This window comes from Spirillospora sp. NPDC029432, assembly GCF_040703975.1.
Classification (GTDB): Bacteria; Actinomycetota; Actinomycetes; order Streptosporangiales; family Streptosporangiaceae; genus Spirillospora.
Genome location: NZ_JBEZWH010000049.1, coordinates 28,354 through 49,858, shown reverse-complemented (window position 1 = coordinate 49,858; position 21,505 = coordinate 28,354). Strand labels below are relative to the sequence as shown.

19 protein-coding genes are annotated in these 21,505 nt (G+C 73.3%); 18 read left to right on the top strand and 1 reads right to left on the bottom strand.

Annotation, left to right across the window (positions count from 1 at the left end):
- The first annotated feature begins 287 nt into the window (after nucleotides 1-287).
- From AB0881_RS29910 to AB0881_RS29890, 5 genes are all read left to right on the top strand, one after another.
- The gene (locus AB0881_RS29910) at nucleotides 288-1,688 is read left to right on the top strand and encodes an MFS transporter (RefSeq protein ID WP_366622193.1); all 1,401 of its coding nucleotides are present in this window, start codon (nucleotides 288-290) and stop codon (nucleotides 1,686-1,688) included.
- Between the two features lie 10 nt (nucleotides 1,689-1,698).
- On the top strand, nucleotides 1,699-2,754 hold the full coding sequence (locus AB0881_RS29905; RefSeq protein WP_366622191.1) for a histidine kinase: 1,056 nt from the start codon (nucleotides 1,699-1,701) through the stop codon (nucleotides 2,752-2,754).
- On the top strand, nucleotides 2,751-3,410 hold the full coding sequence (locus AB0881_RS29900; protein ID WP_366622189.1) for a response regulator transcription factor: 660 nt from the start codon (nucleotides 2,751-2,753) through the stop codon (nucleotides 3,408-3,410). The genes AB0881_RS29905 and AB0881_RS29900 overlap by 4 nt, the downstream gene beginning before the upstream one ends.
- Nucleotides 3,411-3,585: 175 nt before the next feature.
- Nucleotides 3,586-3,879, top strand: coding sequence for a hypothetical protein (locus AB0881_RS29895; RefSeq protein WP_366622187.1), 294 nt, complete (start codon nucleotides 3,586-3,588; stop codon nucleotides 3,877-3,879).
- 2 nt (nucleotides 3,880-3,881) lie between these two features.
- Nucleotides 3,882-5,981: an MMPL family transporter gene (locus tag AB0881_RS29890; protein ID WP_366622185.1), complete on the top strand. Its 2,100-nt coding sequence runs from the start codon at nucleotides 3,882-3,884 to the stop codon at nucleotides 5,979-5,981.
- A 90-nt stretch (nucleotides 5,982-6,071) separates the two neighbouring features.
- Here AB0881_RS29890 and AB0881_RS29885 read toward each other — a convergent pair whose 3' ends face one another.
- Nucleotides 6,072-6,566 carry a transcriptional regulator gene (locus tag AB0881_RS29885; RefSeq protein WP_366622183.1) on the bottom strand — a complete coding sequence of 165 codons (495 nt, stop codon included), beginning with the start codon at nucleotides 6,564-6,566 and terminating at the stop codon, nucleotides 6,072-6,074.
- A 455-nt stretch (nucleotides 6,567-7,021) separates the two neighbouring features.
- On the opposite strand from AB0881_RS29885, the gene pyrR reads away from it, so the two are divergent.
- The 13 genes from pyrR (at nucleotide 7,022) to metK (ending at nucleotide 21,496) form a co-directional block, all read left to right on the top strand.
- Nucleotides 7,022-7,609, top strand: coding sequence for a bifunctional pyr operon transcriptional regulator/uracil phosphoribosyltransferase PyrR (gene pyrR, locus AB0881_RS29880; protein ID WP_366622181.1), 588 nt, complete (start codon nucleotides 7,022-7,024; stop codon nucleotides 7,607-7,609).
- On the top strand, nucleotides 7,606-8,550 hold the full coding sequence (locus AB0881_RS29875) for an aspartate carbamoyltransferase catalytic subunit (protein ID WP_366622179.1): 945 nt from the start codon (nucleotides 7,606-7,608) through the stop codon (nucleotides 8,548-8,550). The genes pyrR and AB0881_RS29875 overlap by 4 nt, the downstream gene beginning before the upstream one ends.
- Nucleotides 8,543-9,832 (top strand): dihydroorotase, encoded by a 1,290-nt coding sequence (locus AB0881_RS29870; protein ID WP_366622178.1) that lies wholly within the window; start codon nucleotides 8,543-8,545, stop codon nucleotides 9,830-9,832. Before AB0881_RS29875 ends, AB0881_RS29870 begins: the two co-directional genes overlap by 8 nt.
- Nucleotides 9,833-9,953: 121 nt before the next feature.
- On the top strand, nucleotides 9,954-11,090 hold the full coding sequence (carA, locus tag AB0881_RS29865; protein ID WP_366622176.1) for a glutamine-hydrolyzing carbamoyl-phosphate synthase small subunit: 1,137 nt from the start codon (nucleotides 9,954-9,956) through the stop codon (nucleotides 11,088-11,090).
- On the top strand, nucleotides 11,090-14,419 hold the full coding sequence (carB, locus tag AB0881_RS29860; RefSeq protein ID WP_366622174.1) for a carbamoyl-phosphate synthase large subunit: 3,330 nt from the start codon (nucleotides 11,090-11,092) through the stop codon (nucleotides 14,417-14,419). The genes carA and carB overlap by 1 nt, the downstream gene beginning before the upstream one ends.
- 49 nt (nucleotides 14,420-14,468) lie before the next feature.
- Nucleotides 14,469-15,353: a dihydroorotate dehydrogenase electron transfer subunit gene (locus AB0881_RS29855; RefSeq protein WP_366622172.1), complete on the top strand. Its 885-nt coding sequence runs from the start codon at nucleotides 14,469-14,471 to the stop codon at nucleotides 15,351-15,353.
- On the top strand, nucleotides 15,350-16,381 hold the full coding sequence (locus tag AB0881_RS29850) for a dihydroorotate dehydrogenase (protein ID WP_366622170.1): 1,032 nt from the start codon (nucleotides 15,350-15,352) through the stop codon (nucleotides 16,379-16,381). The genes AB0881_RS29855 and AB0881_RS29850 overlap by 4 nt, the downstream gene beginning before the upstream one ends.
- A complete protein-coding gene (gene pyrF, locus AB0881_RS29845) occupies nucleotides 16,378-17,088 on the top strand; it encodes an orotidine-5'-phosphate decarboxylase (protein ID WP_366622168.1) in 711 nt (236 codons plus the stop codon). Before AB0881_RS29850 ends, pyrF begins: the two co-directional genes overlap by 4 nt.
- 369 nt (nucleotides 17,089-17,457) lie before the next feature.
- On the top strand, nucleotides 17,458-17,784 hold the full coding sequence (gene mihF / locus AB0881_RS29840; RefSeq protein ID WP_197011061.1) for an integration host factor, actinobacterial type: 327 nt from the start codon (nucleotides 17,458-17,460) through the stop codon (nucleotides 17,782-17,784).
- 136 nt (nucleotides 17,785-17,920) lie between these two features.
- Nucleotides 17,921-18,469 (top strand): guanylate kinase, encoded by a 549-nt coding sequence (gene gmk, locus AB0881_RS29835; RefSeq protein WP_366622165.1) that lies wholly within the window; start codon nucleotides 17,921-17,923, stop codon nucleotides 18,467-18,469.
- A gap of 44 nt (nucleotides 18,470-18,513) precedes the next feature.
- Nucleotides 18,514-18,768 carry a DNA-directed RNA polymerase subunit omega gene (rpoZ, locus tag AB0881_RS29830; RefSeq protein WP_026405772.1) on the top strand — a complete coding sequence of 85 codons (255 nt, stop codon included), beginning with the start codon at nucleotides 18,514-18,516 and terminating at the stop codon, nucleotides 18,766-18,768.
- A gap of 71 nt (nucleotides 18,769-18,839) precedes the next feature.
- Nucleotides 18,840-20,060, top strand: coding sequence for a bifunctional phosphopantothenoylcysteine decarboxylase/phosphopantothenate--cysteine ligase CoaBC (coaBC, locus tag AB0881_RS29825; protein ID WP_366622163.1), 1,221 nt, complete (start codon nucleotides 18,840-18,842; stop codon nucleotides 20,058-20,060).
- Nucleotides 20,061-20,290: 230 nt separating this feature from the next.
- Nucleotides 20,291-21,496, top strand: coding sequence for a methionine adenosyltransferase (metK, locus tag AB0881_RS29820; protein ID WP_366622161.1), 1,206 nt, complete (start codon nucleotides 20,291-20,293; stop codon nucleotides 21,494-21,496).
- Nucleotides 21,497-21,505 lie beyond the last annotated feature (9 nt).

The following is a 21,505-nucleotide window of genomic DNA, read 5'->3' as shown; positions in this document are numbered from 1 at the left end:
GGGCGCTCTCTGCCTCGCCTTGCGACGAGCCGACGGCGAATGCGTCCTCCGGGCTCCGGCCGCTGGGCCTCACCTTCGGCATCACCTCCTCCGGACGGGAAGGACGCTCGCGCGGCGGCCGAGTCCTCATGGCCTCGGCCGGGTTCTTTCTTCTGGCCGACCTCCGGCTGGTCGCCTCGCCGGCCGGTGCCGCCGGAGAGCCCGTTCCGGCGGTGTTGGTCAGTGGGACTGGGCGTTGGGGGAAATCGGCGGTATGAGAATGTTGGGGCCGGTGGCGAGGAGGGGCGTTGGCGGCGCGTGGCGGGCGGGGACTGGTGCCGCTGCTGGCCTTTCTCGGGGTCATGGCCTACTCGCTGGCGATGGGCGTGATGACGCCGGCGCTGCCGCTCCTGCAGCGGGGGCTGGACACCACGGCGGCCGGGGCCGCGTGGACGCTGACGGCCATGACGCTGTCGGCCGCGGTCTGCACGCCGGTGGCGGGGCGGCTGGGAGATCTGTACGGGCCGCGCCGGGTCCTTCTGGCCGTGCTGGTCGTCGCGGTGGCGGGGATGGTCCTGGCGGCGTCGGCCGGGTCGCTCGGGGTGATGCTGGCCGGCCGGGCGCTGAGCGGGGTCGGCGGAGGCGTCTTCCCGCTGGCGTACACGATCATCCGCGAGGTGTATCCGCCGGAGCGGACCGCGTCGGCGGTCGGGCTGATGTCGTCGATGCTCGGGCTGGGCGGCGCGGTGTCGTGGGTGCTGGCCGGGCCGGTCATCGACCATCTGGGCTGGCGGTGGCTGCTGTGGTTCCCGGTGGCGGGGCTGGTGCCGGGGATCGTGGCGGCGTGGTGGATCGTTCCAGCGACGCGGGGGACGCGGGACGCGCGCGTCGACTGGTGGGGCTCGCTCCTCTTCGCGGGATGGCTGGTCGCCCTGCTGACGGCGCTGACCCAGGGGATGGACTGGGGGTGGGGCTCCCCGGGTGTGCTGGCGCTGGTGGGCGGGGGCGTCCTCGTCTTCGCGGTGTGGCTGGTCGTGGAGCGGCGGGTCGCCGAGCCGCTGGTGGATCTGCGGGTGATGCGGACACGGGGGGTCTGGACGGCCAACGCGGGCTCGCTGCTCTCCGGGTACGCGCTGATGGCGGGCGGGCTGCTGTTCCCGCTGATGGTGCAGCTGCCCGAGGAGGACGGGTTCGGGTTCGGCGGTTCGGCGACGGACGCGGCCCTGCTGCAGCTGCCCGCGAGCGCGGCCATGGCCGTCGCCGGGATGACGGCGGGACTGCTCGACCGGCGGGTCGGTACGCGGGCGGTGCTGTTCGCCGGAGCGCTGCTGACGGCCGCAGGGTACGGGTTCGTCGCCCTCCAGCACGATCACATGTGGCAGCTGTACGCGGGCGGCGTCGCGCGCGGCGTGGGCCTGGGGCTGGCGTATGCGGCGGTGGCCAACCTGGTCGTGCATTCGGTGGAGCCGTCCCAGACGGGCGTGGCGACCGGCGTGAACACCCTCATCCGGAACGTGGGGAACTCGGTCGGGGCGCAGGCGAGCGCGGTCCTGGTCGCCGTGGTGGCGACGGCGGAGGGCGGGTACACGCTCGGGTTCGCGGTGAGCGCCGGGGCGATGGTCGCGGTGATGGGGCTGGCGCTGATCGCGCCGGGGCGGCGGCGCGGCGCGCGGCGGCGCCCGGTGGAACGGCACGCGTCCACCGTGTGATCCTGGGGCGATGCTCTTCCCCGCGGGTGTGACGGCGCTGGTCGTGGCGGCCACCGTGCCGGCGTGGCTGGGGACGCCGGGCCGCCCGCTGGCCGACTGGGCGCTGGTCCTCGCGGTGTGCGCGACGCTGTTCGTACGGCGCCGGCTGGTGGCCGCGTGCGCGGCCGCCCTCGTGGTGACCGTCGCCTACTACGTGCTCAGCCCGATCGACGGGCCGGTGCTGGTGGTGGTGATGCTGGGCCTGTACCGGGTCGCGGCCGAGGGGCGGCTGGTGGCGGCCGGGGTCCTGGGCGCGGCGACGGTGCTCGCGACGGCGCTGGGCACGCTGGCGGGCAACGAGGACGTCAACGCGGTCACCCTGTTCATGATGGCCGGCTGGGTGGTGGCGCTGGTCGCGCTGGGCGGCGTCCGGCACGGGCGGCGGGAGGCGCTGCGGGAGGCCGTGCTGCGGGCGGAGGAGGAGGCGCGGCTGCGGGCGGTCGAGGAGCGGCTGCGGATCGCGCGGGAGGTGCACGACGCGGTCGGCCACCACCTGTCGATGATCAACGTGCAGGCGGGGACGGCGCTGTACCGGCTGCCGCGCGATCCCGCGCCCGCGCTGACGGTGATCCGCGACGCGAGCCGGGACACGCTGCGCGAGCTGCGCTCGACGCTGGGCGTGCTGCGGCAGGCCGACCCGCCGGCCGGGGGCCTGGACCGGCTGGACGAGCTGGTGCGGTACGCCGAGCTGGCCGGCCTGAAGGTGGCGCGGGAGACCGAGGGCGCGGTACGGGAGCTGCCCAAGGGCGTCGATCTGGCCGCGTTCCGCATCCTCCAGGAGTCGATCACGAACGTGACCCGGCACGCGGCGGCGGAGAGCGTCCGGCTGACGGTCGCCTACGGCCCCGAGGACCTGCGGCTGGAGGTCCGGGACGACGGCGCGGGGACGGGCGCCGGCAAGGGCGGCGCGGGCATCCGCGGCATGCGGGAGCGGGCGCGGGCGCTGGGCGGCGACCTGGCGGCGGGCCCGGTGCCCGGCGGCGGTTTCCGCGTCCGGGCGCGGCTGCCCTACGGTGAGGACGCATGATCAGGGTCGTGCTCGCCGATGACCAGGCCCTGGTGAGGGCCGGGTTCCGCTCGCTGCTGGACGACGAGGACGACATCGCCGTGGTGGCGGAGGCCGCGGACGGGGCGGCGGCCGTCGAGGCGGCCCGGTCGGCGCGGCCGGACGTGATCCTGATGGACGTCCGGATGCCCGGGATGGACGGGCTGGAGGCGACCCGCCGGATCCTGGCCGCCGACGCCGCGGTGCGGATCGTGATCCTGACGACGTTCGATCTGGACGAGTTCGTGTACGCGGCGCTGCGCGCGGGCGTGTCGGGCTTCCTGGTCAAGGACACCGATCCGGGGGAGCTGCTGCGGGCGGTGCGGGTCGCGGCCCGCGGCGAGGCGCTGATCAGCCCGCCGGTGACCCGGCGGCTGATCGCCGAGTACGCCGGGCGGGCGGCCCGGCCGGCGCCCGACCCGCGGCTGGACGGGCTGACGCCGCGCGAGCGGGAGGTGATGGCGCTGGTCGCCGGGGGCCTGTCGAACGGCGAGATCGCGGCGCGGCTGGAGCTGAGCCCGGCCACCGCCCGGAGCGCGGTGAGCCGGCTGATGACCAAGCTGGGCGTGCGGGACCGGGCGCAGCTGGTGGTGCTCGCGTACGAGAGCGGCCTGGTCAGCCCGGGCTGGATCGGCTGACCGGCGCCACCTGTCCGCGGCACGTGTTCGCGACACCTGGTCGCGGCACCTGTTTCACGGCACCCGCTCGCAACACCGGGTGCAGGCGCGGGCCGGGCGGGCGCAACAACGGGGGTACGCCGGTCGGGCCCGCGGGCCGATGCGGCCGCCGGTGCCGGAGCCGCACGGTGAAGCCATGGACGACTCACCCACCAACCCACCTGCCAATGGTTCACCTGCCAACGGTTCATCCACCAATGATTCGCCTCCCAACAAGGCGGGCGCGGCGGTCGCCGGATTCTTCGCCGGCGGCATCGCCGGTTTCGTGCTCACCGAGGCGTTCGCCGCGTTCTCCCACTTCGTTCTGGACATGACGCCGGACGTGGAGGGCACGCCCGCGCTCATCGCCGTCTTCATGGGCGTGCCGCTCCTGTGCGCCGTCGCGGGCGCCTTCGCCCTCTACCGCTTCGCCGCGCGCAGGGGGCGGTGAGCATGGGCGTCTTCGCGCGGCCGGCGGCCTGGGCGTACCGGCACCGCTGGTACGCCGTCGGCGCCTGGGTGCTGGTGCTCGTGGCGATCACCGTGGGCTCGCAGGCGGCCGGTTCCGACTACCGCAACGACTTCTCGCTGCCGGGGACGCAGTCCCAGCGGGCGGCCGAGCTGCTGAAGGCGCACGGCGCGCCGCAGGCGGGCGACGCCCTCCAGGTCGTCGTCCAGGCGCGGGACGGGGTGCGCTCGCCCGCCGTCGAGCGGAGCCTCCGCGCCGCGCTGGGCGAGATCGGCGGCCTGCCGAGCGTGGCCGGCGTGCGCCTCCCGTACGACGACCCCGGGGCGGTCTCCAGGGACGGCACGATCGGATACGCGACCGTGACCCTCACCGGGAAGGCCGAGAGCGTCCCCAAGGAGGACGTCAAGGCGATCATGGACGCCGCCAGTGCCGCCGAGGCCCCCGGCATGCGGGTGGAGATCGGCGGCGAGGCGGTGCGCGGCGCCGAGGAGGGCGGCGGCGGGGCCGAGGGCGCGGGCATGCTGGCGGCGGTGGTGATCCTGGTGCTGCTGTTCGGCTCGCTGCTGGCGGCGGCGCTGCCGCTGGTCACCGCGCTGTTCGCGGTCGGCGGCGCGATGGGGCTGATCGTGCTGGCGTCGCGGGTCGCCACGGTCGCCGACTTCACTCCGCCGATCATGATGCTGGTCGGGCTGGGCGTCGGCGTCGACTACGCGCTGCTGATCTTCTACCGGTACCGGCACGAGCTGCTGGCGGGCGCGGGGCCCAGGGAGGCGACGGCGCGGGCGCTGGACGCGGCGGGCCGCACGGTCTTCGTCGCCGGCTGCACGGTGATCATCGCGCTGCTGGGGCTGGTCGTGCTCGGGCTCGGCGCGCTGCAGGGCGTGGCGCTGGCGGTCGCGCTGACCGTCCTGGTCACGATGCTGGCCTCGCTGACGCTGCTGCCGGCGCTGCTCGGGATCTTCGGCGGGCGGATCGAGCGGACCGTGCGCAAGCGCGCGGCCAGGAGCCGCCGGGAGCCGGGCGCGGGGTGGCGGCGGCTGGCGGAGGCCGTCCAGCGGCGGCCCGTGCCGGCGCTGGCGGTGGCCGTGCTGGCGCTGCTCGCGCTGTCGGCCCCGGCGCTGGACATGCGGCTGGGCTTCGCCGACGCGGGCAACGATCCGGAGTCGTCGACCGGCCGCCAGGCGTACGACCTGCTGGCCGAGGGCTTCGGGCCGGGCGTGAACGGGCCGCTGATCGTCGTCGGCGAGGGCGGCGCGGCGGCGGGCGCCCGGCTGCGGAGCGCGCTGGCCGGTACGGACGGCGTCGCCTGGGCCACCCCGCCGATCCCGTCCGGGGACGGGCGGATCCACACCGTCCTGGTGATCCCCGAGACGGCGCCGCAGGACGAGCGGACGGCGGAGCTGGTCCACACCCTGCGCGAGGACGTCCTGCCGCCGGGGGCCGTCGTGGGCGGCTCGACGGCCGCCGCGCTGGACTTCTCCGAGACGGTCTCGGAGCGGCTGCCGCTGTTCGCCGCGGTCGTCGTCGGGCTGTCCTCGCTGCTGCTCCTGGTGGTGTTCCGGTCGCTGCTCATCCCGGTCAAGGCCGCGGTGCTGAACCTGCTGGGCATCGGCGCCGCGCTGGGGGTGATCACGGCGGTCTTCCAGTTCGGGTGGTTCGGCGTCCCGGCGGGCCCGGTCGAGGCGTTCATCCCGGTAATGATCTTCGCGATCGTGTTCGGGCTGTCGATGGACTACGAGGTGTTCCTGCTGTCGCGGATCCACGAGGAGTGGGTCCGGACGCGGGACCCGGCCGCGGCGGTGCGCGAGGGCCTGGCGGCCACCGGGCAGGTCATCACCGCCGCCGGGGCCATCATGATCGTGGTGTTCGCCGCGTTCGTCCTCAGCCCGAGCCGGATGCTGCAGCAGTTCGGGCTCGGCCTGGCGGTCGCCATCCTGCTGGACGCCCTGGTGATCCGCTGCCTGATCGTCCCGGCGGTGCTGCGGCTGCTGGGCCGGTACGCGTGGTGGCTGCCCGCCCCGCTGGCCCGGCGGATCCCCGAGGTGCCCCTGGAGCGCCCGGCGGTGCCGGAGCGTACCGGCTGACCCGCCCGCCGCCCGGCGGCCTCCAGAGACGGCTCAGGGCGTTCCCGCCATCGCGGGAACGCCCTGCGCGTCGTCCGGCGGGCCGACCGGTCAGAAGGACTCGACCGCGCGGCGCGCCTCGGGGTCGAGAACGCCCCAGCCGATGAGCTCCTCGGTCAGCTCGGTCGGGGACTTGTCGTAGATGACCGCGAGCGAGCGCAGGTCTTCCTGGCGGATGGAAAGGACCTTTCCGTTGTAGTCGCCCCGCTGGCTCTGGATCGTCGCGGCGTAGCGGGCGAGGGGACCGGCCTTGTCCTTCGGAAGCGCCTGCAGCCGCTCGAGGTCGATCACGAGCTTGGGTGTAGGCCCGAGGGGGCTCGGCGCGGCTCCGCCGGGCAGCAACTCGGAGACCGGCACGCCGTAGAAATCGGCGAGCTCGGCCAGCTTCTGAACGGTGACGGCGCGGTCGCCCCGCTCGTACGAACCCACGACGACGGCCTTCCAGCGGCCCCGGGACTTCTCTTCCACGCCGTGCAGGGACAGTCCCTGCTGGGTGCGGATGGCGCGAAGGCGCCCACCCAGAGCCTTGGCGTATTCAGACGGCATTGTGGCCCCCAGGCTCTTTTCGTCGTTGTCGTCGGCCCCGGGACTTTCCCGGGGGGAGTCAGGTTCTTCAGGCTGTGACGCCGTGGGACTCTGTCTCCAGGGATGGTTACGGACAGTGACGGTAAAACGGGTACGGCCCCAGGTCAAGCCGATTGGAAAAAAGCGGTCGAATCCGCAGGTCTCGAATGGAGGCCGCGCGGGCCCCGGACGGCCCGCCGCCCCCGCTCCCGCCGGGCCTTTCCCGCCCCGCCCGGCCCCGGTGCCCCATCACCCTCCGTACCCCGGTGTGACCGCTCTCACCAGCGAAGACGCGGGCGGGCCACGTACGGGGCAGCGGGGCGGGACTGCTACGGTGAGACGGACAAGACGTCCTTTAAGGCCCGTCCCGTGAGGCGGGAAAGGAGGTTTCGGTGGTGAATGCTGCCTCCCGGCCGGAAGGTCCGGGCGCGGCGCGTGTGGCAGACGGTGACCCCCGGCAGAAGGCCGTTCTCGAAGGCCCCGACATCCGGCGCGCGCTCACCCGCATCGCGCACGAGATCCTCGAACGTACCAAGGGCGGCGAGGCCGTGGTGCTGCTCGGCATCCAGACCCGCGGCGTGACGCTGGCCCGCCGGCTGGCCGCCAAGCTGGAGGAGGTCGAGGGCCGGCCCGTTCCCTGGGGTTCGCTCGACGTGACGATGTACCGCGACGACCTGCGGATGAAGCCCGCCCGCGCGATCGGCCGCACCGAGCTGCCGGCCGCCGGCGTGGACGACCGCATCGTGGTGCTGGTCGACGACGTGCTGTTCTCCGGCCGCACCGTCCGCGCGGCGCTCGACGCCCTCAACGACCTGGGCCGGCCGCGCGCCGTCCAGCTGGCGGTCCTGGTGGACCGCGGCCACCGCGAGGTGCCGATCCGCGCCGACTACGTGGGCAAGAACCTGCCCACGTCGATGCGCGAGAACGTCAGGGTCCTGCTGGCGGAGAACGACGAGCGCGACGCGGTCGTGCTCGGCCCCGCCGGAGGCCCGCGCGCCGCCGGCGAGGAAGGGGACGGAAAGTGAAGCGGCACCTCATCTCGGCGGCCGACCTGACCCGCGACGACGCGCTGCTGATCCTCGACACCGCCGAGGAGCTCGCGCAGATCTCCGGCCGCTCCATCAAGAAGCTGCCGACGCTGCGCGGCATGACGGTGGTCAACCTGTTCTTCGAGGACTCGACCCGGACCCGGATCTCGTTCGAGGCCGCGGCCAAGCGGCTGTCCGCCGATGTGATCAACTTCTCGGCGAAGGGCTCCAGCGTCTCCAAGGGCGAGAGCCTCAAGGACACCGCGCTCACGCTGGAGGCGATGGGCGCCGACGGCGTGGTCATCCGGCACGGCGCGTCCGGCGCGCCGCACCGGCTGGCCCGCTGGGTGCAGGGCAGCGTGGTGAACGCCGGCGACGGCACCCACGAGCACCCCACCCAGGCGCTGCTGGACGCGTTCACGATGCGCCGCCGCCTCGGCGACCTGGAGGGACGCAAGATCACCATCGTGGGCGACGTCCTGCACAGCCGGGTCGCGCGCTCCAACGTCCTGCTCCTGCACACCCTCGGCGCCGACGTGACGCTGGTCGCCCCGCCGACCCTGCTCCCCGTCGCCGTCGACAGCTGGCCCTGCCAGGTCTCGTACGACCTGGACGCGGTGCTCCCCAAGAGCGACGTGGTCATGATGCTGCGGGTCCAGGCGGAGCGGATGAACGCCGCGTACTTCCCGACGGTGCGCGAGTACAGCCGCCGGTACGGGCTGGACGGCGACCGCATGGCCCAGCTCCCCGAGCACGCCATCGTCATGCACCCGGGGCCGATGAACCGCGGCGTCGAGATCGCCGCCGGGGTCGCCGACTCGCCCCGTTCCACCATCGTCGAGCAGGTCGCCAACGGCGTGAGCGCCCGGATGGCCGTCCTCTACCTCCTCCTCGGAGGCTCCGAGCCCGCGTTCGGCAAGAAGGTCGAGAGTGAATAAGACGTACATCATCAAGGGCGCGCGCATCCTCGGCGGCGAGCCCGCCGACATCCTCGTCCGGGACGGGAAGATCGCGCAGATCGGCGCGGGGCTGGACGAGGCCGGCGCGGAGACCGTCCAGGGCGCCGGGCTGGTCGCGCTGCCGGGGCTGGTCGACCTGCACACGCACCTGCGCGAGCCGGGCCGCGAGGACGCCGAGACCGTCGAGTCCGGCACCAAGGCGGCCGCGATGGGCGGCTACACGGCCGTGCACGCGATGGCCAACACCGACCCGGTCGCCGACACGGCGGGCGTGGTCGAGCAGGTGTGGCGGCTGGGCCGCGAGGCCGGGTACTGCGACGTGCAGCCGGTCGGCGCGGTCACCCGCGGCATCCGCGGCGAGCAGCTGGCCGAGCTCGGCGCGATGGCCGACTCGGCGGCCGGCGTGCGGGTGTTCTCCGACGACGGCCACTGCGTCTCCGACGCGGTGATCATGCGGCGGGCGCTGGAGTACGTGAAGGCGTTCGACGGCGTGGTCGCCCAGCACGCGCAGGAGCCGCGGCTGACCGAGGGCGCGCAGATGAACGAGGGCGAGATCTCCGCCCGGCTCGGCCTGGGCGGCTGGCCCGCCGTGGCCGAGGAGGCGATCATCGCCCGGGACGTCCTGCTGGCCCAGCACGTCGACTCCCGCCTGCACGTCTGCCACGTGTCCACGGCCGGCTCGGTGGAGATCATCCGCTGGGCCAAGAGCAAGGGCTGCCGGGTCACCGCCGAGGTCACCCCCCACCACCTGCTGCTGAACGACGCGTGCGCCGAGACCTACGACCCGATCTACAAGGTCAACCCGCCGCTGCGCACCGCCGACGACGTGACCGCGCTGCGGCACGCGCTGGCCGACGGCACGATCGACTGCGTGGCCACCGACCACGCCCCGCACCCGGTCGAGGCCAAGGAGACCGAGTGGGCCGTGGCGGCCATGGGGATGATCGGGCTGGAGACGGCGCTGCCCGTGGTGCAGGAGGCGATGGTCGAGACCGGGCTGCTGGACTGGGCCGGGGTCGCCGACCGGATGGCGTTCCGCCCGGCGCGGATCGGCCGGCTCTCCGGCCAGGGCCGCCCGCTGGAGCCCGGCGAGCCCGCCAACATCACGCTGTACGACCCGGCGCCGCGCCGCCCCGTGAACCCGCTGGCGATGACGTCCAAGAGCCGCAACACCCCGTACGTGGGGCTGGAGCTGCCCGGACGGATCGTCGCCACGTTCCTGCGCGGCCGGCCCACCGTTCTGGAAGGAAAGCTTCAGTGAGCGCTGCACCCGGACGCGCGCCGGCTGGACCGAGGAGCGCGCGCAGCGACGAAGGAGCGAGCACGTGGCGAGGGAAGCCGGCGCGAATGAACGGCCGGGTGCCGGTGAACGGAGTGAACCAATGAGCGCAGACACGGCCCTGCTCGTACTCGAAGACGGCCGGGTGTTCCGCGGCGCCGGGTACGGGGCCGAGGGGGAGACCTTCGGGGAGATGGTCTTCAACACCGGCATGACCGGCTACCAGGAGACGCTCACCGACCCGTCCTACGCCCGCCAGATCGTGGCGATGACCTCGCCGCACATCGGCAACACCGGCGTGAACGCCGACGACCCGGAGTCGAGGCGGATCCAGGTCGCCGGGTACGTGGTGCGCGAGCCCGCCCGGGTGGCGTCCAGCTGGCGGGCCACCGGCTCGCTGGGGTCGGCGCTGCGCGAGCAGGGGGTCGTGGGCATCGCGATCCCCGGCACCCGGGCGCTGACCCGGCACCTGCGCGACCGCGGCGCGATGCGCGCCGGGATCTTCAGCGGCGCCGCCGCCGCGGCCCCCGAGGCCGAGCTGGTCGAGCGGGTCAAGGCGAGCCCGTCGATGGAGGGCGCCGACCTGGCCCGCGACGTGTCGACGGACGAGCCGTACGTCGTCCCGGCGATCGGCGAGAAGCGCTTCACCGTCGCGGCGGTCGACCTCGGCATCAAGTCGATGACGCCGCACCGGATGGCCGAGCGCGGCTGCGAGGTGCACGTCCTGCCGGCCACCAGCACCGCCGCGGACATCCTGCGCCTGGACCCGGACGGGGTGTTCTTCTCCAACGGCCCTGGCGACCCGGCCGCCGCCACGTACGCGGTGGACGCCCTGCGCGGCGTCCTGGACGCCGGGAAGCCGTTCTTCGGCATCTGCTTCGGCAACCAGATCTTCGGGCGGGCGCTCGGCCTCGGCACGTACAAGCTGAGGTTCGGCCACCGCGGCATCAACCAGCCCGTCCAGGACCGGGGGACCGGCAAGGTGGACGTCTCCGCCCACAACCACGGCTTCGCCGTCGAGGCGCCGCTGGACGGCCCGTTCGACACCCCCTACGGCCCCGGCGAGGTCACCCACGTCAACCTGAACGACGGCTGCATCGAGGGCCTGCGCCTGATCGACCGGCCCGCGTTCAGCGTCCAGTACCATCCGGAGGCCGCGGCCGGCCCGCACGACGCCTCCGGACTGTTCGACCGCTTCTGCGAGCTGATGCAGGGGTCGCGGAAGGAGGGGGCGGAGTAATGCCGCGCCGTCAGGACATCGAGTCCGTACTGGTGATCGGCTCCGGGCCGATCGTGATCGGCCAGGCCGCCGAGTTCGACTACTCGGGCACCCAGGCGTGCCGGGTGCTCAAGGCCGAGGGCCTGCGGGTCACGCTGGTCAACAGCAACCCCGCGACGATCATGACCGACCCGGAGATGGCCGACGCCACCTACGTCGAGCCGATCACCCCCGAGGTGGTCGAGAAGATCATCGCCAAGGAGCGCCCGGACGCGCTGCTGCCCACGCTGGGCGGCCAGACCGCGCTGAACACCGCGATCGCGCTGTTCGAGAGCGGCGTCCTCGACAAGTACGGCGTCGAGCTGATCGGCGCCGACGTCGAGGCGATCCAGGCCGGCGAGAACCGCGAGCGGTTCAAGGAGGTCGTCGCCAAGGTCGCCCGCGAGCAGGGCCTGAACGCCGAGTCCGCCCGCTCGAAGATCTGCCACACGATGGACGAGGTGCTCGCCGCCGCCGGCGAGCTGGGCTACCCCGTCGTTGTGCGGCCCTCGTTCACCATGGGCGGCGCCGGTTCCGGCTTCGCGCACGACGAGGACGACCTGCGCCGCATCGCCGGCACCGGGCTCGACGCGTCCCCGACCAGCGAGGTGCTCCTGGAGGAGTCCATCCTCGGCTGGAAGGAGTACGAGCTGGAGGTCATGCGGGACCGCAACGACAACGTGGTCATCGTGTGCTCCATCGAGAACCTCGACCCGATGGGCGTGCACACCGGCGACTCGATCACCGTCGCGCCCGCGCAGACCCTCACCGACCGCGAGTACCAGAACATGCGGGACGTCGCGATCGCGGTCATCCGCGAGGTCGGCGTCGACACCGGCGGCTGCAACATCCAGTTCGCCGTGCACCCCGGCACCGGCCGGATGATCGTCATCGAGATGAACCCGCGGGTGTCGCGGTCCTCCGCGCTGGCGTCCAAGGCCACCGGCTTCCCGATCGCCAAGATCGCGGCCCGGCTGGCGGTCGGCTACACCCTCGACGAGATCCCGAACGACATCACCGCCGAGACGCCCGCCTCGTTCGAGCCCACGCTCGACTACGTGGTGGTCAAGGTGCCGCGGTTCGCGTTCGAGAAGTTCCCCGGCGCCGACAGCACGCTGACCACCCACATGAAGTCGGTCGGCGAGGCGATGGCCATCGGCCGCTGCTTCACCGAGGCGCTGCAGAAGGCGCTGCGGTCGCTGGAGCAGAAGGGCTCCTCGTTCTCCTGGGACGGCGAGCGCGGGAACGCGGCCGAACTGCTGGAGAAGGCGTCCCGGCCGACCGACGGCCGGATCCGGGCCGTCCAGCGGGCGCTGTGGGCGGGCGCGACCGTCCAGGAGGCGTACGAGGCGACCCGCATCGACCCGTGGTTCCTGGACCAGATCGCCGCGATCAACGAGACCGCCGACGAGATCCGCACCGCCGAGGACGCGCTCACCCGCGACAAGCTGCTGCGCGCCAAGCGGCACGGCTTCTCCGACGCCCAGATCGGGCAGCTGCGCAACCTGTCGGAGGAGGTCGTCCGCGAGCTGCGGCACGCGCTCGGCGTCCGCCCCGTCTACCTGACCGTCGACACCTGCGCCGCCGAGTTCGCCGCGCAGACGCCGTACCTCTACTCGTCCTACGACGAGGAGACCGAGGTGCCGCCGGGCGACAAGCCCAAGGTCATCATCCTGGGGTCCGGGCCCAACCGGATCGGGCAGGGCGTGGAGTTCGACTACTCCTGCGTGCACGCCTCGTTCACGCTGGCCGAGGCCGGCTACGAGACCGTGATGGTCAACTGCAACCCCGAGACCGTCTCCACCGACTACGACACCTCCGGCCGGCTCTACTTCGAGCCGCTCACCCTGGAGGACGTCCTGGAGGTGGTGCACGCCGAGCAGGCCACCGGCACCGTCGCGGGCGTGATCGTCCAGCTCGGCGGGCAGACCCCGCTCGGGCTCGCGCAGAAGCTCAAGGACGCCGGCGTCCCGATCGTCGGCACCTCGCCGGAGAGCATCCACCTCGCCGAGGAGCGCGGCGCGTTCGGCCGCGTGCTGGCCCGCGCCGGGCTGCTGGCGCCCAAGCACGGCACCGCGTCCTCGTTCGAGGAGGCCCGCGAGATCGCCGCGGAGATCGGCTACCCGGTCCTGGTGCGGCCCTCGTACGTGCTGGGCGGCCGCGGCATGGAGATCGTGTACGAGGACGCCACGCTGGAGTCGTACATGGCCAAGGCGACCGAGGCGAGCCCGGAGCATCCGGTCCTGGTCGACCGGTTCCTGGACGAGGCCATCGAGATCGACGTGGACGCCCTGTTCGACGGCGAGGAGCTCTACCTCGGCGGCGTCATGGAGCACATCGAGGAGGCCGGGATCCACTCCGGCGACTCGGCCTGCGCGCTCCCGCCGATCACCCTCGGCCACGACGACGTCCGCCGCATCCGCGAGTCCACCGAGGCCCTCGCCCGCGGCGTCGGCGTGCGCGGCCTCATGAACGTCCAGTACGCGCTGTCGGCCGGCGTCCTGTACGTCCTAGAGGCCAACCCGCGCGCGTCCCGCACCGTGCCGTTCGTGTCGAAGGCCACCGCGGTGCCGCTGGCGAAGGCGGCCGCCCGCGTCATGCTGGGCGCCACCATCGCGGAGCTGCGCGCCGAGGGCCTGCTGCCGGAGAGCGGCGACGGCGGCTCGCTGCCGCTGGACGCCCCGATCGCGGTCAAGGAGGCGGTGCTGCCGTTCGACCGGTTCCGCAACGCCCAGGGGCAGGGCGTCGACACGATCCTCGGCCCGGAGATGCGCTCGACCGGCGAGGTCATGGGCATCGACGAGGTCTTCGGCACCGCCTACGCCAAGTCGCAGCAGGCCGCCTACGGCGTGCTGCCGACCAAGGGCCGGGCGTTCGTGTCGGTCGCGAACCGGGACAAGCGTCACATGATCTTCCCGGTCAAGCGCCTCGCTGACCTGGGCTTTGAGATTCTTGCCACGGAGGGGACCGCCGAGGTCCTGCGGCGCAACGGCGTGCGTGCCAAGATCGTGCGAAAGCACAGCGAGGGGCCCGGACCCGACGGCGAACCCACGATCGTGCGGCGCGTCCTCGACGGCGAGGTGGACCTCATCGTCAATACTCCGTTCGGCGGGCCCGGCCAGTCCGGTCCGCGGCTGGACGGCTACGAGATCCGCACGGCCGCCGTGCTGCGCGGCGTCCCGTGCGTCACCACCGTCCAGGGGCTCGCCGCCGCGGTCCAGGGCGTCGAGGCCATCGCGGGCGGCCAGGTCGGCGTGCGGTCGCTGCAGGAGCACGCCGAGCGGCTGCGCGGCGCGCACGGCCGGGGGTAGCCCGGCCGGGTACGACCGGGCCCCGCGCACGACGAGGAGAGGGAGACGGGTGTCCGACACACCGGTGCAGACGTCGGCAACCGTTCTGACGGTCCGCCAGGTGCAGGACTACCACGCGCTGACGCTGGTGGCCCCGGCGATCGCCGAGCGGTTCCGGCCGGGGCAGTTCGTGGCGCTGGCCGTGGGCGGTGAGCACACGGGCCGGCTGGTCCGCCGGTGTTTCGGGGTGTACGAGGTCAAGTCCGACTACGGCGGGACGGTCGAGCTGGTCTTCGCCGACCGCGAGCCCGGCACCGCGTGGCTGGCCGCCCGCCGCTCCCGCGACCAGCTCGACCTCGTCGGCCCGCTCGGCCGCCCGTTCCGCCTCCCCAGGGACCCCGTCAGCTGCCTGCTGGTCGGCGGCGGTCCCGGGGGAGCGGCCCTGTTCGCGCTGGCCGACACGCTCCGCCGGCGCGACTGCCAGGTCCACTTCGTCCTCGGCGGGCCGTCCGCGCGGCAGGTGTTCGGCTCCCGGATGGCGCAGCGCATCGGCGACACCGCCACCGTCACCACCGAGGACGGCACCCTGGGGGAGGAGGCCACGGTGCGCGAGGTGCTGCCCCGCGTGATCCAGGAGACGGGCGCCGACGTCGTGTACGGCTGCGGCCCCACCCCCCTGCTCCGCGCCGTCACCCAGGTGGCCGGCGACCACGGCCTGCCGTCCCAGGTCTCGGTGGAGTCGTTCCTCCAGGAGACCGGCGCCTGCGGCATCGGCGTCTGCATGACCTGCATGCTGCCCATGCACGGCGACGACGGCGTCACCCGCATGGTGCGGGCCTGCGCCGACGGCCCGGTGCTGCGCGGCGACCGCGTCCGCTGGGGCGATCTCGGCACCATCCCGTTCGACGCCCTCGGCGCCCCGCGCGCCCTGAGCCTCACGGAAGGCGGCTCATGAGCACGAGTACCCGGTTGGAGACCCGGCTGGGGGCCCTGGAGCTGCCCAACCCGGTGCTGACGGCCTCCGGGTGCGGCGGTACGGGACGGGAGCTGGCGCAGTTCTTCGACCTCGACCGGCTGGGGGCGTTCGTCACCACGTCGGTGATGGCGCAGCCCCGCGCGGGGCGGCCCACGCCGCGGATGGCGGAGACGCCCAGCGGCCTGCTGACCGCGATGGGGCTGCCCGGGCCCGGCATCGAGGGGTTCCTGGAACGGGACCTGCCCTGGCTGGCCGAGCAGGGCGTCCGCACGATCGTGTCGGTCGCCGGCGGCAGCGTCGAGGAGTTCGGCGAGCTGGCGCGGCGGCTGCGCGGCGCGTCCGGGATCGCCGCCGTCGAGGTGAACGTGGCGTGCCCCAACGTCGAGGACCGCGGCCGTATGTTCGGCTGGCACCCCGGCGCCGCCGCGTCCGTCGTGCGCGCCGTACGGGCGCACGCGCGTCCGGGCGTCCCCGTCTTCGCCAAGCTCGCCCCCGATGTCACCGACATCGTCACCATAGCGCTGGCCTGCGTGGACGCCGGCGCCGAGGGGCTCACACTGATTAACACCATGGAGGGGATGGCGATCGACACCGGCACGGCCGGCCGTCCCGGCACCCTCCGTCCCGCCCTGTCCGGCGTCTCCGGCGGCCTGTCGGGCCCCGCGATCCGTCCCGTCGCCCTCCGCTGCGTCTACCAGGTGCACGCGGCGCTGCCCGACGTCCCGATCGTCGGGGTCGGCGGCGTCACGACCGGCCTGGACGCCCTGGAGTTCGTCCTGGCCGGCGCGTCCGCCGTCGGGGTGGGCACCACCCTGTTCCACGACCCCACCGCCGTGCCGCGGATCCTGCGCGAGCTGGACGAGGCGCTGGCCGCCCGCCGGATCGGCCGGATCGGCGACGTGGTGGGGCTCGCCCACAAGCCGGCCGGGTACGTACCGCCGCAGGTACGGCCCGAGCCGCCCGCCCCCGAGCCCGAGGCCGGGGAAGTGAAGGAGAAGACCTCGTGACCGCCGCACCCGCCCCCATCGCCGTCGCCCTCGACGCCCCCGACCTGGAGTCGGCCGCGCGCTGGGCCACCCTGGTCACGCCGCACGTCAGCACCGTCAAGGTCGGCCTGGAGCTCTACCTGCGGTACGGGCCGGATGTGGTCGCCAGCGTCCGGGGCGCCAGCCGCGTCCAGGTGTTCCTGGACCTCAAGCTGCACGACATCCCGGCCACCGTCGCGGGCGCCGCGCGGGCCGTGGCCCGGCTCAAGCCCGCGTACCTGACCGTGCACGCGGCCGGCGGCCCGGCGATGATCCGCGCCGCGGTGGAGGCCGCGCCGGCCACCAAGGTGGCGGCCGTGACCGTTCTCACCTCGCTCGACGACGCCGACCTGGCCGCGCTCGGCGTCGCCGGGCCCGCCTCGGACGCCGTCCGGCGGCTGGCGGCCCTCGCCGTGGACGCGGGCGCGCAGGCGCTCGTGTGCTCCCCGCAGGAGGCCGCCGCCGTCCGCGCGGAGGTCGGCCCCGGGATCACGCTCATCACCCCGGGCGTGCGGCCCGCGGGCGCCGACGTCCAGGACCAGGCCCGGGTGGCGACGCCCGAGCAGGCCCTCGCCGCGGGCGCCGACCTGCTGGTGATCGGCCGACCCATCACCGGCGCCCCCGACCCGGGCGCCGCCGCGGCCGCCATCGCCACGGCGCTGCGCCGCACGTCCGCGGGCGCTCCCTGAACACGCCGTAGAAGGCCTGTTCGAACTCCAGCATCGCCGTTCACCGCCGCCCGCGCCGGAGATACGGCCCAGGCGTGATGAGCGTCACGTCCCGCCCCGTTCCGGGCGGTCCGGTGACCGGGGTGGCGAGTGACACCAATGGGGCCCTGAAAGGCGATTTTTCACGATCATGCAAGTGTGCAGGAAGGGGGCGGGATGGTCGCGGAACGCGTTCGAGTTGGGTACACTCCGTATTCAGGACACTTCGAGGAGTGAATTTCGTGATTTTGTGGTGGGCTAAACGGCACTTCACGTTGCCTTATGGGGCGTGAACTCGCTAGTTTCCACCCTCGTCCGACTCCGTCGAGTGGAAACCTGAGGTGACCCGGCGTGGCTCTTCCGCCCCTAACCCCCGAACAGCGCGCCGCAGCCCTGGAGAAGGCTGCCAAGGCCCGCAAGGAGCGGGCCGAGGTTAAGAACCGGCTCAAGCACGGGGGACTCTCGCTTGCCGAGGTCCTCAAGGAGGGGCAGACCGACGACGTCATCGGGAAGATGAAGGTGTCGGCCCTCCTGGAATCGCTGCCCAGCGTGGGCAAGGTCCGTGCCAAGCAGATCATGGAGCGCCTGGGCATCGCCGAGTCCCGCCGCGTGCGGGGCCTCGGCGCCAACCAGCGCGCCTCCCTGGAGCGTGAGTTCGGCGGCGGTGGAAACCGCTGATCCGCGATTCACGGGCGGGCGCGGCGGTCCCACCGCCGCGGCCGGCTCGGACGTACCCGAACCGGCCGGCACCATCCCGCCCCTCTCCGGCGCACCCATTCCTGCGCCGGACGGCTCCCCCCCGAAGGACTCGCTCATGCGGCGGCTGACTGTCCTGTCCGGACCGTCGGGCGTCGGCAAGAGCACGGTCGTCGCCGAGATCCGGCGGGCCCACCCCGAGGTGTGGCTGTCGGTCTCGGTGACCACCCGTGCCCCCCGACCGGGCGAGGCCGACGGGGTGCAGTACTTCTTCGTCGACGACGTCGGCTTCGACCGGCTCGTCGCCGAAGGAGAGCTCCTGGAATGGGCGGAGTTCGCGGGGAACCGCTACGGCACCCCGCGCCGTCCCGTGGAGGACCGGCTCGCCCGCGGCGAGCCGGTGCTCCTGGAGATCGACCTCCAGGGCGCCCGCCAGGTCCGCACGTCCGACCCGACCGCGCTCCTGGTGTTCCTGGCCCCGCCCTCCTGGGAGGAACTGGTCCGCCGGCTCGTCGGCCGCGGCACCGAGCGCCCCGAGGTGATCGAGCGCCGGCTGGACGCCGCCCGCGTCGAGCTCGCCGCCGAGAAGGAGTTCGACGTCACCCTGGTCAACACGGCCGTGCAGGACGTGTGCCATGAGCTGCTAGCCTTGATGGCTGTTCGTTAATCAGAACGAGCGTCGAAGTCAAGTACCGAGTGGAAGGCCACGGAGTGGCAGCCAGCAGCGAAGGCATCACCAACCCGTCGATCGACGAGCTCCTCGAGGTCGTCGACACCAAGTACGGCCTCGTGAGCATCGCGGCCAAGCGCGCCCGGCAGATCAACGCCTACTACGCCCAGCTGGGCGAGGGCCTGCTGGAGTACGTCGGCCCGCTCGTCGAGACCCAGGTCCAGGAGAAGCCGCTGTCGATCGCCCTGCGCGAGACCCGCGAAGGCCTCCTCAACGCAGAGCCCATCGAAGGCTAGGACCTGCACGGAGCCCCCGAGGGCGGGGAAGCCTGAATCAGCCGAGCCTCGGGAAGGCGACCACAGTAGAGATGAACTCCTCCCGGCCGCGGGTCGTTCTGGGTGTGGGCGCGGGGATCGCCGCGTACAAGGTCTGCGAGCTGCTGCGGCGGTTCACCGAGTCCGGGCATGACGTGCGGGTCGTTCCGACCGCGGACGCGCTGCGGTTCGTCGGTGAGCCGACGTGGGCGGCGCTGTCGGGGCATCCCGTCTCGCCCGAGGTGTGGGACGCCGTCGCCGAGGTGCCGCACGTGCGGCTCGGGCAGGGCGCCGACCTGGTGTTCGTCGCGCCGGCCACGGCCGACCTGCTGGCCAGGGCCGCGCACGGGCTCGCCGACGACCTGCTGACCAACACGCTGCTGACCGCGCGCTGCCCGGTGGTGTTCGCGCCCGCGATGCACACCGAGATGTGGGAGCACCCGGCCACCCAGGCGAACGTGGCGACGCTGCGGTCCCGCGGGGCCGTCGTGGTGGACCCGGCGTCCGGGCGGCTGACCGGCAAGGACACCGGCCCCGGGCGGCTGCCCGACCCGGCCGAGCTGTTCGAGGTGGCGCGGCACGTCCTCGCGCGCGGCGCGGCCGGGCGCGACCTGGACGGGCGCCACGTGGTGGTGTCGGCCGGCGGCACGCGCGAGGCCCTCGACCCGGTGCGCTTCCTCGGGAACCGCTCGTCCGGCCTCCAGGGGTACGCCCTGGCGCGCACGGCGGTGGCGCGGGGCGCGAGAGTGACGCTCGTCTCGGCGAACGTGGCGCTGCCCGACCCGGCGGGCGCCGCCGTCGTGCGGGTTGGGTCGGCCGAGGAGATGCGCAAGGCCGTCCTGGAGGCCGCCGAAGCCGCCGACGCCGTCGTGATGGCCGCCGCGGTCGCCGACTTCCGGCCGGCCGACTACCAGGGCTCCAAGATCAAGAAGTCGCCGGGCGCGGAGCCCGCGCCGATCCGGCTGGTCAAGAACCCCGACATCCTCGCCGAGCTGGGCGCCCGGCCCCATCCGGGCCAGGTGATCGTGGGGTTCGCCGCCGAGACCGACGACGTGCTCGCCAACGGCCGCGACAAGCTGGCCCGCAAGGGCTGCGACCTCCTCGTGGTCAACCAGGTCGGCGAGGACCTGGGGTTCGGGCGGCCCGACAACGCCGCCGTCGTCCTGGGGGCCGACGGGTCCTCGACCGAGATCCCGCGCGGTGCCAAGGAGGCCCTGTCCGAGGCGGTCTGGGACCTCGTAGCGGCGCGGCTGGCGCCGCGGCCGCCGGACTGACCTCCCGAGGGCCCGGGGGCTGCGCCGGACGCAAAGGTTCGGTATACCTGTCGTCCGGGTCGTCCGGGCCATTCCCGATAGACTCGCGGGGAAATCCGCAGGGCGGGGGTCCGCCGCGCCAAGCGAAAAACCGAAGAGGCCCGCGCGGGACAGCGCGTTTCCCGCCGGACCGACAGCCACATGTCCGTTCTGCGACGTCAGTCAGCAGCCGCTGCAAGGAGTTCACGTACGTGTCTCGCCGCCTGTTCACCTCCGAGTCCGTCACCGAAGGACATCCGGACAAGATTGCGGACCAGATCAGTGACGCGATCCTCGATGCGATGCTCAAGGACGACCCCAAGAGCCGGGTCGCCGTCGAGACCATGATCACCACCGGCCAGGTGCACGTGGCCGGCGAGGTGACGACCGAGACCTACGTGGACATCCCCCGGATCATCCGCGAGAAGATCCTCGAGATCGGCTACGACTCGTCCAAGAAGGGCTTCGACGGCCACTCCTGCGGCGTCTCGGTGTCGATCGGCGCGCAGTCGCCCGACATCGCGCAGGGCGTCGACGACGCCTACGAGACCCGCGACGGCGAGGACCGCGACAAGCAGGGCGACGACCTGGACCGGCAGGGCGCCGGCGACCAGGGCCTGATGTTCGGGTACGCCACCAACGAGACCCCCGAGCTGATGCCGCTGCCGATCACGCTGGCGCACAAGCTGTCCCAGCGGCTGTCGCAGGTCCGGAAGGACGGCAAGGTCCCCTACCTGCGTCCCGACGGCAAGACCCAGGTCACCATCGAGTACGACGGTGAGCGCGCGGTCCGCCTGGACACCGTGGTCGTGTCCACCCAGCACGCTCCGGACATCGACCTCAAGGAGCTGCTGACCCCGGACATCAAGGAGCACGTGGTCGACCCGGTGCTGGCCGGCCTCGACATCGACACCTCCGGGTACCGGCTGCTGGTCAACCCGACCGGGCGGTTCGAGATCGGCGGCCCGATGGGCGACGCCGGGCTCACCGGCCGGAAGATCATCGTCGACACGTACGGCGGCATGGCCCGGCACGGCGGCGGCGCGTTCTCCGGCAAGGACCCGTCCAAGGTCGACCGGTCCGCCGCGTACGCGATGCGCTGGGTGGCCAAGAACATCGTCGCCGCCGGCCTCGCCGACCGCGCCGAGGTGCAGGTCGCGTACGCGATCGGCAAGGCGCACCCGGTGGGCGTGTTCATCGAGACCTTCGGCACCGAGAAGGTCGCCGTGGAGCAGATCGAGAAGGCCGTGGACGAGGTCTTCGACCTGCGCCCGGCCGCGATCGTCCGCGACCTGGACCTGCTGCGGCCGATCTACTCGCAGACCGCCGCGTACGGCCACTTCGGCCGGTCCGAGCCGGACTTCTCCTGGGAGTCCACCGACCGCGCCCCCGACCTGGCGAAGGCCGCCGGTCTCTGATCGCGCGTG